Source organism: Candidatus Methylomirabilota bacterium (genome assembly GCA_036005065.1).
Classification (GTDB): domain Bacteria; phylum Methylomirabilota; class Methylomirabilia; order Rokubacteriales; family DASRDR01; genus DASYQW01.
On the sequence record DASYQW010000144.1, the window covers coordinates 1 to 13,379 of the forward strand.

Genomic DNA, 13,379 nt, shown 5'->3' on the forward strand with positions numbered 1-13,379 from the left:
GCGGGCGGGGTTAGTCAAGTATATTGTTACCCTCGGAAGACCCCCCCATGCCCCCCCGTCGTGGCGGCGGCGAAGCCGCCGCTCGGAGCGCTCCTCGATGCACCAGGTACTCGGCGGTCGGCGCCGGGTTACCCCGACACACGGTCAGGAGACCCGGCGGCGGCGGTTCGCCACGTAGTCCACCAGCACGTAGTCGCCGAGGCGGCCCGGCTCGGCGAAGAAGGCGCGGCCCCGGTTGATGCGCGACACGTAGTCCACGAACTGGATGAGGTAGGGCGTCCGGTCCAGCATGAACGTGTTGATCCGGATGCCGGCCGCCGTGCAGCGGCGGACCTCCCGGAGCGTCACCGCCAGCGTCCGCCGCGTGGGCGGATAGCTGAAGTGCGCCTCGCCCTCCTCCAGGTGCGCGGTGGGATCGCCGTCGGTCACCATGATGATCTGGCGCGTGCCGGCGTGCTCCCGGGCCAGGATCCGCCGGGCGAGCAGGAGCGCGTGGTGCATGTTGGTGCCCTGGCGCCACATGTTGGGCTCGGTCGCCGGCAGCTCGCCCGCCGCGATCTCGACGGCATAGTCGGAGAAGCCGATGACGAAGAGCCGGTCGCGGGGGAACTGGCCGTGGATGAGGGCCTGGAGCGCCATGGCGACCTTCTTGGCCGACGGCCACCGGCCCTGGTGGAACATCGAGCTCGACTGGTCGAGCAGGAGCGCCGTCGCCGCGCTGATCGAGGCCTCGAAGCGGTCCACCTCGAAGTCGGCGAGCTCGAGCTGGACGGGGGTGCCGGGGCCGCGGCGGGCCAGGGCGTTCATGAGCGACCGGGCCAGGTTCAGGTCGAAGGGCTCCCCGGGCTCGTAGGGCTTGGTGTCGCCGGTCGGCTCCCCGCCGCGCCCGGCGGGGGCGATGCGATGGCCGCCCACGCGCGCGCGGCCGAGCCGGCCGAACACCTCGCCGAGGGCCTTCTCGCCGAGCCGGCGGATGGTGCGCGGCGTGAGCTCCCAGCGGTCGCCGACCCGCGTGGCGTAGCCCCGCTCCTCGAGCTTCTGCGCGACCTCCCGGAGCTCCCGGAGAACCCGCTCCGCCTCCGGGCCGAGCAGGTCCCGCAGTCGGCCGGGGTCGAGCCGCTCGAGGTCGCCGCTGCGGTCCGCCTGCTGGAGGGCCCGCTCGAGGCCGTCGAGCTCCTGGAGCTCCCCCATCATCCGCATCGCCTCGTCGAGGTCCAGCCCCTCGGCCCCGCGGAACCGGTACTCCCGGGCCAGCTCCGAGGGCGGCTGGAGCGCCTCCATCAGCGCCCCGAGCTCCGCCATCTCCCGGATCGTCTCGGGGTCGAGCGAGTCCGTGAGCGCCCGCATGAGCTCCTCGCGCTGCTCGGGGGTGAGACCCGCCATGAGCGACTGCATCCGCGCCATCTGGCGCTGCATCTCGGCCAGGAGCTCGTCGAGGCTCCGCGGGGGGGTCGGCCCGAAGAAGTGGCCGAACCGCTGCATGAAGCCCGCGAAATCGGGCGTGCCGCCCTGCTGGCGCTCGCGGAGCATCCGGTTGAGCGCCCGGAGCATCTCGCGCAGCTCCTGCTGCTGCCCCGCGGTCATGCCGCGGAGCGACTCGGCGGCTTCCCGGGAGACCTGCCCGGCCATCTGCCGTCGCAGCAGGTCGAGGAGCTCCTGGAACTCCTGGCGGGCGAGGGGGTCGAGGAAGTCGTGCCGGGCGAGAGTCCGCACGGCGCCGCCGAGACTCCGCGGGAGTGTCGTGAGCGTCTGCCGGGCGGTCTCGACTCGCTCGCGGAGCTCGGGCTCGCCGGCGGCTCGCTCCAGGCCCGCCCACTCGAGCTCGAGGACACGGTCGAGGCGCCGGCGGAGGTCGTCCATGACCGAGCCGAGGTCGTAGCGGTCCAGGCGCCGCTGGCGGCGCTGCTGGAGCTGCCGCATGAGATCGCGGAGCCCGGGCAGCCGCTGGCCCGGCTGGCCCTGGAGGCCCCGCCGGAAGAGGTCCTGGAGGGCGCGCATCAGATCGCCGTGCTCGAACAGGCTCTCGGCGAGCGCGTCGAGCAGTTGATCGGCGTCGGGCGCGAACGGCTCCTGGGTGCCGTCCCACCGGGTGTACCTGAACTGGATCACCGGCTCAGTCTTCCCGCCGCCGCTCGCGCCGCGGCCGCCAGCCTGGCTCCTCCGCCTCGCGGGTGGCCACGGCGCGCCGGTAGGCGTAGTGGCCGCCCGTCTGCTCGCGGTTCAGGCGGCGGTTCAGGTGGAGGCCTTCCAGCAGGAACTCGACGGCCGCCGCCGTCTCGGCCGGCGAGCCGCCGCTCCCCAGCCGCTCGACCGCCGCCCGGAGCGGCTTCATGGTGTCCCGGAGGCGGACGTACTCGGCGGCCGGCACCGTGGAGCCCGCCGTGACGGTCAGTCCCCCGTCGAAGGCCGCCACCAGCCCCTGGAGGTCTCCGGTCGGGGCGCTGCCCACCCGCCGCCCGAAGACGGCCGCGACCGCGCGCTTGATGAGCTCCTCGATGACGGCGCCCTCCCGTCCTTCCTCGACCGACTCCAGCTCGATCTTGCCGCGCATGGAGGCCGCGATCGCCGGGAGATCGGTGATCCGGGGCGCCGCGGTCTTCTCCCCGAGGCGCAGCGCGCGGCGGAGGGCCGCGCTCATCAGCGTCTCGTAGTTGGCGATGCTCACCCGGACGCTGACGCCCGACCGCTGGTTGATCTCCGCGCTCTGGCGCGCGAGCGTGGAGAGCTCGGCCACGATCTCCGCCATGTACTCCGGCATCACCACGCGCTTCTCGGCGTCGGCGAAGCGGGTGCGCTCCTGCGCGATGATGGCCAGCTCGTCCCGGGGGGTCGGGGGGTAGTGCGTCCGCACCTGGGCCCCGAACCGGTCCTTCAGCGGCGTGATGATGCGGCCCCGATTCGTGTAGTCCTCGGGGTTGGCCGTGGCGAAGATCAGGAGGTCGAGCGGCAGCCGGATCCGGTAGCCCTTGATCTGGATGTCCCGCTCTTCCATCAGGTTGAACAGGCCGACCTGGATCCGCTCGGCCAGGTCCGGCAGCTCGTTGACGCAGAAGATGCCGCGGTTCGTGCGCGGGATCAGGCCGTAGTGGATCGTCAGCTCGTCCGAGAGGTAGCGGCCCTCGGCGACCTTGATGGGGTCGACGTCGCCGATCAGGTCGGCCATCGCGACGTCCGGCGTGGCCAGCTTCTCCGCATAGCGGAGGTCGCGCGGGAGCCAGTCGATCAGCAGCGCGTCGCCCTCCTCGCTGAGCCGCCTCATGGCCGCCGGGCTGACGGGCGCGAACGGGCTGTCGTTCAGCTCGCTGCCCGCCACCACCGGGATCTCCGGGTCCAGCAGTGAGACCATGGCGCGGAGGAGCCGGGACTTCGCCTGGCCCCGCTCGCCGAGGACGATGACGTTCTGCCCGGCCAGGAGCGCGTGGGCGAGCTCCGGGATCACCGTGTCCTGGTAGCCGATGATACCCGGGAACAGAACCTCTCCCGCCTCGAGCGCGCGCACCAGGTTGGCGTGGACCTCCTGACGCACCGTCTGCGGCCGGTACCCGGACCGGCGCAGCTCACCCAGCGTGCGAGGCTTCGAGGCGTCGGGCATCGCAGGTTCCTCCCCCATCTTACCCGGAAGGACCTTCACGCGCCTGCGGCCGCGTTCCCCTTGCCGGCCGCTGAAAATTCAGGTAACGTGCCGCCCACCCAGCCCCGGGCTGGGGCACCCAACGGAACCCGCAGCACCGAAAAAGGAGGGCCCACCATGCGTCGAGGGCGCGAGTGGTATCCGGTGATCACAGCGGTTCTGCTCCCCGTGCTGCTCCTCGGGCTCGGCGGCAGCCAGGCGTGGTCAGCGGCGGCACCGCCCGGCTCCGAGGAGGCCACGGAGCTGCCGCTCCCCAACATCGCGAGCGGCGTGGAGCAGCGGCTGATCACGCTCAAGTACCTCTTTCAGACATTCGCCAGGCCCGGGACGATCCGGTTCAGTGGCCAGTTCACCCGGCTCACGGGCGGAGCGATCCCGCCGACGCTCCAGGTCATCCTGCGGCATCTGCGGACGAACGGTTCGCTGATCCAGACTCGGCAGTACAGCCTGCGCATCACGTCGACCGGCGCCATCCCGCTCCAGACGTTCCCGTTCGCCTCTCTGATCGTCGACCCCGGCGAGCGGCTCACCATCTCGATCAAGCCGATCGGACGGAACCTCGACAATGCCGCTGTCCGCTTCGCATGGAAGTACACCCGGACATGAGGCGCGCGCTTCGGAGCCGTCCGGCAGCCAGCCCAGGAGTACGTCCACGATCGGGTCCACGGGCCCGAGGAGGAATCACCATGCGTACCCAAAACCAGTGGCGTCCAGTGCTCATCGCGGTGCTCGCGTGGGTCTTGCTTTCGGGGTTTGGGTGCGAGGAGAAAACGGCATCGATCCTGACGCGCGGCAATGTCCTTGCCGCATTCGCGCTCCTGGTCGGTGCAGACCCCATCGTCTTCGAGGCGGTGCCTGACATCCCGAACGGCGTCACCTTGCCAGTGATGGAGCTGTCGTACCCGACCCGGTCCGGGCTAGTCCCCGGCCGGATCCAGTTCAGCGGCCAGTTCGTGCGCATCTTCCCCGGCAGCTCGCTCCCGCCCACGCTCCGCATCACCGTCCGGCGGCTCGCCGCCACCGGCGCGGTCCTCCAGACCCAGCAGTTCAGCGTGCGGGTGGTGCCGTCGACCGGCGCCATCCCGCTCCAGACGTTCCCGTTCGCCCAGATCGTGGTCAACCCGACGGAGCGGGTCGTGATCGCGATGCAGCCCCTCGGCGCGAGACTCGACCGGAGCCGCCTGACCTTCGCCTGGACGTACACCCGGAGCTGATCGGCGTCGCGCCCGGCTTTCGCCGAGCACGGCGAGCTTCCATCATACTGCACGGCGCCGGGGAAGTGCGGTATGGTGGAGGTGCGAGCGCAGGCCCGTGCCCCACTGACACGAGGAGAGCGGCCATGGCCGATCCGAGCTGGTCGAAGCACGTGGCGGACGTCCTCCGCCGGAACGACATCCGGCTCTTCGCGACCGTCCCCGACTACATCGTCAGCCAGGCCCTGGAGCACCTCTGGGCCGACCCCGAGTGCACCGTGGTCACGACCTGCCGGGAGGAGGAGGGGCTCGGGCTCCTGTCGGGCGCCTACCTGGCGGGGCGCCGCGGGGCGCTGCTCATGCAGAACAGCGGGCTCGGGAACTGCGTCAACACCCTCGGCTCGCTCAACGTGGCGAGCCAGGTCCCGGTGGTGCTGGTGATCAGCCACCGCGGCGACCTCAGCGAGTTCAACCCGGCCCAGGTCCCGGTCGGCCAGGCCACCGAGCGGATCCTCGACGCCCTCGACATCCGCCACGTCATGCCCCGCAGCATCGCCGACCTCGAGGCGCAGGCCGACGGGCTGATCAAGCTCGCCTACACGCGCTCGCTGCCGGTGGCCTTCCTGCTGCCGCCCGAGCTGACGGGAGGGAAGCTCGGATGAACCGCGCGACGGCCACGCGCCTCCTCGCCGAGCGCCTCACCCATGAAGTGGTGGTCTCGAACCTGGGCCAGGCGACGCTCGACCTCCAGCGGCTCGGCGACCGGCCGCTCAACTGCTACACGTTCGGCGCCATGGGCCAGTGCTCGTCGATCGGGCTCGGGATCGCCCTGGCCCGGCCCGACGTGCGGGTGATCTGCCTCGACGGCGACGGGTCGCTCCTGATGAATCTCGGCTCCCTCTGCACGATCGCCACGCTCCGCCCCCGGAACTACGCGCTGGTGATCTGGGACAACGAGGTCCACATGACGACGGGCGGCCAGCCGACCGCGACCGCCTTCCGGTCCGACCTGGCCGCCATGGCCCGGGGGGCCGGGATCGAGCACGTGCTGGAGCCCCGGGACGAGGCCGAGCTCGGGCGTGCCTACGACCGGATCCTCGCCGACGAGGGGCCGTTCGTCGTCAACGTGAAGGTGGAGAAAGGCCGGGCCGAGGGGCGGCTCGATCGCGACGTCGTCGGCTACAAGCTCCGCTTCGTGAAGGCGCTGGCCGCCCTTCCGGCCGGGTAGAACGGGCGCCATGAACCTCACCGGCGTCCCGCGCGCGTCCCGCCTCCCCCGGATGGTCCGCGTCAAGCAGCAGTTTGGAGGCCCGATGCTCCACGACGTGACGGGGGCGGTGCGCGCGGCTCTGGCGAGCGTGGCGCTGCCGGTCACCCCGGGCCAGACCGTGGCGCTGACCGTCGGGAGCCGCGGCGTGGTGAACATCGACGTCATCACCCGAGCCACCGTGGAGCACCTGACCGGACTGGGGGCCCGGCCCTTCATCATCCCGGCCATGGGGAGCCACGGCGGCGCCACCCCCGAGGGCCAGCGCGCGGTCCTCGAGCACTACGGTGTGACCGAGGCGGCCATGGGCTGCCCCATCAAGGCCACCATGGACGTCGTCCAGGTGGGCGAGGTCCTGGGCCTCCCCATCTGGCTCGACCGCCATGCGGCGGAGGCGGACTGGATCGGCGTCATCAACCGGGTCAAGCCCCACACCGGGTTCACCGGCGAGATCGGCTCCGGCCTTCTCAAGATGATGACGATCGGAATGGGGAAGCAGCGGGGCGCCATCCAGGCCCACCGCGCGAACATCCGCCTGGGCTACGAGACGATGATCGTCGCCCTCGGTCGCGAGATGCTCCGCTCGGCCCGCATCGCCTTCGGCCTCGGGATCGTCGAGAACGGCTACGACGAGACGGCGCTGGTCGAGGCCTTCCGGCCGGGCGACCTCGAGGCGGGCGAGCGGGAGCTCCTCCGGAAGGCGAAGGCCTGGATGGCGAAGCTCCCGTTCGACGCGATCGACCTCCTGATCGTCGACGAGATCGGCAAGGAGATCTCGGGCACCGGGATGGACACCAACGTCATCGGGCGGCACGCCACGTTCTTCGAGCGGCCCTTCACGAGCCCGCAGGTCACGTTCATCGTGGCCTGTGACCTCACGCCGCATACGTACGGGAACGCCAACGGGATCGGGCTCGCCGACTTCACCACCCGGCGGCTGGCGGACAAGATCGACTGGCAGCCCACTTACGTGAACGCGCTCACCGCCTGCTCACCGCGCGGCCCCAAGCTGCCGCCGGTCCTCGACACCGCCCGCGACGCGATCGGCGTCGCGCTGGCCTGCCTCGGCCTCGAGCGGCCTGATGAGGCCCGGGTCGTGCGGATCAAGAACACGCTGCGACTCGGCGAGGTGGAGGTCTCCGAGGCCTTCCTGCCCGATCTGGCCGGGCGGACCGACCTGACCCGACTCGGCGATCCGGCGCCGCCCGCCTTCGACCCCGACGGCGCCCTCGCGCCCTTCTGAGCGAAGTCTCAGCCCGACCGGTGGGCGCCCTCGAGCGGGACGTATGCCATCACGCACGGCTCAGAGCCGACGACGCGGGTCGTATGCCCGTGTCCCGTGGTGTCTTCCACCAGGCGGGCGTCCCCCGGCCCGAATCGCCTCCGGCTCCCATCTCCCAGGCCGATCTCGAGCTCGCCGGACAGGATGATCACCCACTGACGCCGCGGCGCCGGATGCCAGTCGAGGAAGTTGCCGGCGGGTGATTCGCGGAACTGGATCCCCGCCGCCGGCGTGAGTGACGCCAGCCCCTCGCTCAGCCTCAGCTCTTCGACGTGCGATTCTCCGTCGCTGCCGGTGTACAGCCGATAGATGCCCATCGCGCCCCCTCCTGCGCGCCGCGACCTACTGATCGTCGACCGGCGCCCCCATCGTCGTGGCTGAGCTGGTTCGTCCTGGGCCCATCAGCGCCGCCACCGCCCGGGCCAGGGGGTCACTGGCGGCCTCGAGCGCGGCGCCGACCCGGGCCCGGTCGGCGGCACTCCGATTCTGGCTGAGCTTGGCTTTGCCCTCCAGCCGATCGATCGGAATCTCGAACGCCACGATGCCCCGCAGCATGCCGTCCACGTAGTCGTCGGCCAGCGACTCGAACCGCCAGGGATCCGGGTGCCCGGCCTCGAAGGTGCGGACGAGGGCCGCCAGCAGCGCCTTCACCCGGGCCGGATCCTCGAAGACGGCGGGCACGCCGTAGGCGTGCACGGCGACGTAGTTCCAGGTCGGCACGCTCGGGTGCGCCTCGTACCATGCGGGCGAGACGTAGGCGTGCGGACCCTGGAAGATCACGAAGACCGGCTGGCCGGGACGGAAGTACCGCCACTGCGGGTTGGCCCGCGCGACGTGGCCGATCAGCGTGCCGAGCGGGCCGCGCTCGGCGTCGAGCAGGAAGGGAAGGTGGGTCGCGAAAGCGGTGCCGGCGTCATCCGCGCCCACCAGCGTGGCGAACGGCTCGGCCCGGATCAAGGCGTGGCACCAGGCGCGGTCGGAGACCTCGAAGTGCTTCGGGACGTACATGCGGCGGGCGGGCTACCCGCGGGGAAGCTCGATCGGCCGGCCGGGCGGGGTCTCGCGCGCGGCCTGTTCCCACTCGGTCTTGCGGTGGGCGAGAGCCTCGGCCGACACGAGGCCCTTCTCGGCCACGATCCGCTCGAGGGCCGCGAGCCAGTGCTCGTAGTAGGTCAGGCCGAGGTCGGGGTCGCCGTGGGCCTGAGCCCGTTTGATCTCGGCGGCGAGGCGCTCGGCCCACTCAGCCCAGGTGAAATGGCCGGCCTCGTGGAGGCTCACGGCCATGGCGAAGGCCTGGGCCTCCCAGGGCGCCCTGAAGACGGGGCCCGCCTCGTCCCGGGGGAGGGCGGGAAGGTCCGGCGCGCGCCGGGCGTCAGGCGGGGTCGAGGTAGTCATCCCAGAGGTCCACGTAGACGCTGTCGCGCGGGGAGGCCTCCAGGCCCCACAGCTCGCGTGCGGTGAAGCGGACGCTGTAGACGTGCTGGGGCTTCTTGCCCTGGCCGAGCGCGTGGGTGTCGGGGAAGATGAAGACGCCGTGGTCACGGTCGATCAGACCCTGCCGGCCCCGGACGTAGCGCGGGAGCCGGGTGTGGCCGAGCGGATGGACGTTCCGGGCCACCACGCGGTCGCCCGGCTTGAACTTCGGCGGGACCGGATCGTCCAGACGGGCCGCGCGCCGGTTCCGCAGCATCCGCGGCAGGTCGGCCGGGCGCAGCGCCTCCGGTCTCGGCCGGGCGTCTCGGGGCGCCCGCACCTCGCGCCGCTCGAGCTCCTCGCGGGTGACGAAGCCGTGCTCGACGAGGAGCTCTCGGAGGCCCCACAGCCACCGCTCGTAGTAGGTGGCGGCCAGGTACTCGTCGGGTGGCATCTGCTCTCGCGCGAAGCGCGACCGGTCGAGGTTCCACTTCCGGAAGACGCCCATCGCGAGGGTGAGGGCGAAGGTCCGCCGCTCCCAGTCCGCGTGGAAGACGGGCTCGTTCTCCTCGTGGGCCACCGGGCCGAAGCCGTGCATGCCGCCCATGTCGTGGACGCCGTTCATCGTGGGGTCTCCGCCCGACGCGGCCCGGGCGCCTTGACGGTCGCGGCGCCGATCATCGCGTCGCGGGTCACCAGGGCGGCCAGCTCCTCTTCGCTCATCCCCTCCGTTCCCGGCGGGCGTTCGGGCAGCACCAGGTAGCGGAGCTCCGCCGTCGAGTCCCACACGCGCACCTCGACGTCGTCCGGCAGCTCGACGTCGAACTCGCGAAGGACGCCGCGGGGGTCGATCACCGCCCGGGAGCGGTAGGGCGAGGACTTGTACCAGACAGGCGGCAGCCCGAGGACCGGCCAGGGGTAACACGAGCAGAGGGTGCACACGACCAGGTTGTGGACCCTCGGCGTGTTCTCGAGCGCCACCATGTCCTCGCCCTGGCGTCCGATGAAGCCCATCTCGGCGATCGCTTCCGTCGCGTTCTCGAGGAGCCGCCGCTTGAACTCGGGGTCAATCCAGGCGCGGGCCACGACCTTCGCCCCGTTCCGGGGGCCGACCCGGGTCTCGTAGGTGTCGATCAGCTCGTCGAGCGCCGCCGGGTCCACCAGCCCCTTCTCGGTGAGGAGCGACTCCAGCGCCTTCACCCGGAGCTGGACCTCCGTCAGCGGCGCATTGTGGGGGTGGCTCGGATCGTGGGTGTGCCCGTGGCCGCCGGGTTCGTGACCGTGCTCGTGTCCGCTCATTCGTCTCTCCCTGGCCGCATGGTAACCCCTCCTGGATGGCCGGGCCAAGAGGGGTGGACCACGCCCCCCGACTCCCCGGGTCAGTTCCCCGAGAGCCGCCGGCCGATGCGCTTCTCGATGACGTGGCTGACGGCGGAGAAATCCTGGGCGCCCCAGCCGTCGGCCAGCGCCTCCTCGTAGGTGTGCAGGGTCTCCGCGAGGAGCGGCGTGGGCACCTCGGCCGACCGCGCGTGCTCGAGCGCGAGCCGGGCGTCCTTCACCATGTGCTGGAGCATGAAGGTGGGAGCGAACTCGCCGTCGACCACCCGCTTGGCCCGCCGCTCCCAGTAGGTGCCGTAGGCCATCCCGCCCCCCTTGCGGACGACCTCGTAGAGCACGGACGGGTCCACGCCGGCCTTCACGCAGGTCCCGAGCGCCTCGGCGACCGCGACCGCGATGACGGCGGCCAGCCCGTTGTGCATCAGCTTGATGCGGTTGCCGGTGCCGATCGGGCCCACGTGGAGATGGAGCTTGCCCATCGCCGTCAGGTAGGGCTCGATCCGGCCGAGGGGGGCCGGGTCGCCCCCTACGATGAAGAAGATCTCGCCGGCGACGGCCTGAGGCTGAGAGCCGAGCATCGGCGTGTCCAGGTGGGCGATGCCGTGCGCCGCCAGCGCGCGGTGGACCTCGAGCGTCGCCTCCGGACTCACCGTCGAGCAGTCGCCGGTGACGAGCCCGGGCCGGCCGCCGGCGGCGATGCCGTCGGGCCCGAGGTACACGCGGCGGACGACGTCGTCGTTCGGCAGGCAGGTGAAGAGCGCGGCGGAGTGCTCGGCCACGGCCTTCGGCGAGGCGACCGCCTCGACCCCAGCGAGCCCGCGGGCGGCTGCCTGCGCCGCCGCGCTCACGTCATAGGCCACCACCGCGTGCCCCGCCTTGGTGAGATTGGTGACCATGGGGAGCCCCATGGTGCCCAGCCCGATGAAGCCGACTCGGTTGCTCACGGCTGCCTCCTGGGTCCAGAATGCTCCCATCCTAATACGGAGGAGCCTCCCATGAAGACCCACCAGAGGGGTCGACGCGGGTGGCTCGCCGAGTAGACCGGCCAAAGGAGGTCGGACATGGACAGGCTGAGGCGCGAGTTCCTGCGGGCGGCTGGGGCCGTGGTGGCGGCGCTCCCGCTGGCCGAGCTGGCGGAGCTGCCGATCGGGCGGCGCGGGCGGGAGGCGATGGCTGCCGCGCTCCCCGCGGTCCACCCGGGCGACGTCCCGGACATGGTGCTGCTCAACGCCCGCGTCCGCACGCTCGACACTGCCGGCCGCCTCGCCGAAGCCATCGCCGTCAAGCACGGACGGATCCTGGCGGTCGGGGACACCGCGTCGATCCGCGCGCTGGCCCGCGCCGGGACGGTTCAGCACGACCTCGGCGGGCTGACCGTGCTGCCGGGCTTCTACGATTCCCACAACCATCTCCGGGCGACCGGCCTCAACTTCTTCGCCGTGGACCTTTCGGAAGCGAAGCGTCTGGCCGACGTGCTGGCCGCCATTCAGGCCCGCGCCGCGATGACGCCGGCCAGCGAGTGGGTGGTGGCCTCGAGCCGCTGGCACGAGAGCCAGCTCGCCGAGCAGCGCTTCCCCACGCGCGCCGAGCTGGACCGGGTGGCGCCGAATCACCCCGTCTACATCCCGCGCGGCGGCCACAATCGCGTCGTGAACAGCCTCGCCCTGAGCCGCGCCGGCATCACCAGGGACACCGCGAACCCACCGGGCGGGACCTACGTGCGGGATACCACCACGGGCGACCTCACCGGTCACATCATCGGATTCCCGGCCTTCCGGCGGATCGCCGCCCTCCTGCCGCCGCCGACTCCGGAGCAGGAGGCAACGGCCCTGCGTGCGGCGATCAAAGCCTACCACGCGGCCGGCATCACCAGTGTGATCGAGCCGGGACTCGAGCCGGCCGACCTGGCGGCCTTTCAGCCACTCTGGGCGAACGGGGAGCTGACCGTGCGCACCACCGCCATGCTCCGCGTCTTCCCCGGGACGACCAGGGCCGACCTGGACCGCGCGCTCGGCACGATCCGTGGCCTCGCCTTCACCACCGGCTTCGGCGACCAGTGGCTCCGGCTCGGCGGGATCAAGTTCACCGCGGACGGCGGGGTGGAGACGAGCTACCTGCGGGAGCCCTTCGCCCATGCCGACGATCCGTCGGACCCGAGGGGCAAACCTCATGCGAGCCTCGAGAACATGCAGGCGGTCTGCCTCCTCGCGAGCCGGCTCGGCTGGCAGATGGGAGTGCACTGCGTCGGCGATGCGGGCATCGACCAGGTGCTCGAGGCCTACGCGGGCGTTCATGCCCAGAGCCCGCTCCGCGGCCGGCGCTGGACGCTGATCCACATGATGCTGGCGCGTCCGGAGCACTTCGCCCGGGCGAAGCAGATGGACCTGGTCATCACGGCCCAGCAGCCGTTGATGTACGCGCTGGCGGCGGGATTCGTCCGCTACTGGGGACCCGGCCGGGCAGCAGACTGCGAGCCCTTGAAGGCCTACCTGGACAGCGGGCTCCCCGTCGGCGGCGGCTCCGACTCGCCGGTCACGCCCTACCAGCCGCTCCTCGGGCTCTGGAGCTCGGTGACGCGCGAGACGCAGCTCGCGGGCGTCCAGGGGCCGCAGTGGGCAATTCCGATGACGGATGCCCTCGGCTGGTACACTCGAGGGAGCGCTTACGCGGCCTTCGAGGAGGAACTCAAAGGCACGATCGAGGTCGGGAAGCTCGCCGACCTGGTGGCGCTGTCGGTCGATCCTCTGGCGGCCACCCCGGCCGAGGTGCGGGACGCGAAGGTGCTCCTCACCGTGGTCGGCGGCCGGATCGTCCACGACGGCCGGCCCTCGCGCGCGTTGCTGCCGCCCCAGCGCGAGGCGCGGGGCTTCGCCGCCGAGGGGGGCTGCCACTGCGTCGAGCCAGCCGGGTGAGCGGCGCTCTCGACGGCACAGGCCACCCCCAAGCTTTCCGTTGCGGGCGGTCGCCGCCCTCTTCCTCGAGCGGCAGCATCTCGGCCGGCCGCGGGCGCGCCCCCTGACACCCCGGCGGCTGGTCCGGTTCGTCGAGGACGTGGGCGGGCTCCAGGTCGATTCCATCAACGTCGTCGATCGGGCCCACTACCTGACGCTGTGGAGCCGCGGCGCGCGCCCCCGGATTCACCGGGTAGGGGGGTCGGCTCCCCGAGCTCCGCCGAATGCCTGGCCCCAGCGGTCCGCGAACGCCACCTCCCGGACCGGCCGGCGCGGGGGCCGTCCGAACTTCCCGACCGGTGAG

At 71.8% G+C, this 13,379-nt stretch carries 15 protein-coding genes; 7 read left to right on the top strand and 8 right to left on the bottom strand.

The features are described 5' to 3' along the window. Positions 1 to 144: 144 nt before the first annotated feature. Both VGW35_10325 and VGW35_10330 read right to left on the bottom strand, forming a co-directional pair. Positions 145 to 2,109, bottom strand: coding sequence for a VWA domain-containing protein (locus tag VGW35_10325; GenBank protein HEV8308053.1), 1,965 nt, complete (start codon positions 2,107 to 2,109; stop codon positions 145 to 147). 4 nt (positions 2,110 to 2,113) lie between these two features. Then, a complete protein-coding gene (locus tag VGW35_10330) occupies positions 2,114 to 3,592 on the bottom strand; it encodes a magnesium chelatase (GenBank protein ID HEV8308054.1) in 1,479 nt (492 codons plus the stop codon). A gap of 156 nt (positions 3,593 to 3,748) precedes the next feature. On the opposite strand from VGW35_10330, the gene VGW35_10335 reads away from it, so the two are divergent. The 5 genes from VGW35_10335 (at position 3,749) to VGW35_10355 (ending at position 7,334) form a co-directional block, all read left to right on the top strand. Then, complete coding sequence (locus VGW35_10335) at positions 3,749 to 4,237, top strand: hypothetical protein (GenBank protein HEV8308055.1); 489 nt, start codon at positions 3,749 to 3,751, stop codon at positions 4,235 to 4,237. A gap of 80 nt (positions 4,238 to 4,317) precedes the next feature. Further along, the gene (locus VGW35_10340) at positions 4,318 to 4,845 is read left to right on the top strand and encodes a hypothetical protein (protein HEV8308056.1); all 528 of its coding nucleotides are present in this window, start codon (positions 4,318 to 4,320) and stop codon (positions 4,843 to 4,845) included. Positions 4,846 to 4,970: 125 nt separating this feature from the next. Next, positions 4,971 to 5,486 (top strand): decarboxylase, encoded by a 516-nt coding sequence (locus VGW35_10345; GenBank protein ID HEV8308057.1) that lies wholly within the window; start codon positions 4,971 to 4,973, stop codon positions 5,484 to 5,486. After that, entirely contained in the window at positions 5,483 to 6,052 is a 570-nt protein-coding gene (locus VGW35_10350; GenBank protein ID HEV8308058.1) for a thiamine pyrophosphate-dependent enzyme, read from the top strand. The genes VGW35_10345 and VGW35_10350 overlap by 4 nt, the downstream gene beginning before the upstream one ends. A gap of 10 nt (positions 6,053 to 6,062) precedes the next feature. Then, complete coding sequence (locus VGW35_10355; GenBank protein ID HEV8308059.1) at positions 6,063 to 7,334, top strand: [Fe-S]-binding protein; 1,272 nt, start codon at positions 6,063 to 6,065, stop codon at positions 7,332 to 7,334. 8 nt (positions 7,335 to 7,342) lie between these two features. Here VGW35_10355 and VGW35_10360 read toward each other — a convergent pair whose 3' ends face one another. From VGW35_10360 to VGW35_10385, 6 genes are all read right to left on the bottom strand, one after another. Beyond that, on the bottom strand, positions 7,343 to 7,690 hold the full coding sequence (locus VGW35_10360; GenBank protein HEV8308060.1) for a cupin domain-containing protein: 348 nt from the start codon (positions 7,688 to 7,690) through the stop codon (positions 7,343 to 7,345). A gap of 25 nt (positions 7,691 to 7,715) precedes the next feature. After that, positions 7,716 to 8,381, bottom strand: coding sequence for an FMN-binding negative transcriptional regulator (locus tag VGW35_10365; GenBank protein HEV8308061.1), 666 nt, complete (start codon positions 8,379 to 8,381; stop codon positions 7,716 to 7,718). A gap of 12 nt (positions 8,382 to 8,393) precedes the next feature. Continuing rightward, positions 8,394 to 8,768 carry a nitrile hydratase accessory protein gene (locus VGW35_10370; GenBank protein ID HEV8308062.1) on the bottom strand — a complete coding sequence of 125 codons (375 nt, stop codon included), beginning with the start codon at positions 8,766 to 8,768 and terminating at the stop codon, positions 8,394 to 8,396. Further along, positions 8,746 to 9,411 (bottom strand): nitrile hydratase subunit beta, encoded by a 666-nt coding sequence (gene nthB / locus VGW35_10375; protein ID HEV8308063.1) that lies wholly within the window; start codon positions 9,409 to 9,411, stop codon positions 8,746 to 8,748. Before nthB ends, VGW35_10370 begins: the two co-directional genes overlap by 23 nt. After that, positions 9,408 to 10,085, bottom strand: a complete 678-nt coding sequence (gene nthA / locus VGW35_10380; protein ID HEV8308064.1) for a nitrile hydratase subunit alpha — start codon at positions 10,083 to 10,085, stop codon at positions 9,408 to 9,410. The genes nthB and nthA overlap by 4 nt, the downstream gene beginning before the upstream one ends. Positions 10,086 to 10,165: 80 nt before the next feature. Further along, positions 10,166 to 11,068, bottom strand: a complete 903-nt coding sequence (locus tag VGW35_10385; protein ID HEV8308065.1) for an NAD(P)-dependent oxidoreductase — start codon at positions 11,066 to 11,068, stop codon at positions 10,166 to 10,168. Between the two features lie 117 nt (positions 11,069 to 11,185). On the opposite strand from VGW35_10385, the gene VGW35_10390 reads away from it, so the two are divergent. Together VGW35_10390 and VGW35_10395 are read left to right on the top strand one after the other, a co-directional pair. After that, on the top strand, positions 11,186 to 13,036 hold the full coding sequence (locus VGW35_10390) for an amidohydrolase (protein ID HEV8308066.1): 1,851 nt from the start codon (positions 11,186 to 11,188) through the stop codon (positions 13,034 to 13,036). Positions 13,037 to 13,076: 40 nt separating this feature from the next. After that, positions 13,077 to 13,379 (top strand): hypothetical protein (locus VGW35_10395; protein ID HEV8308067.1); only part of this gene is annotated, 303 nt, incomplete at its 3' end.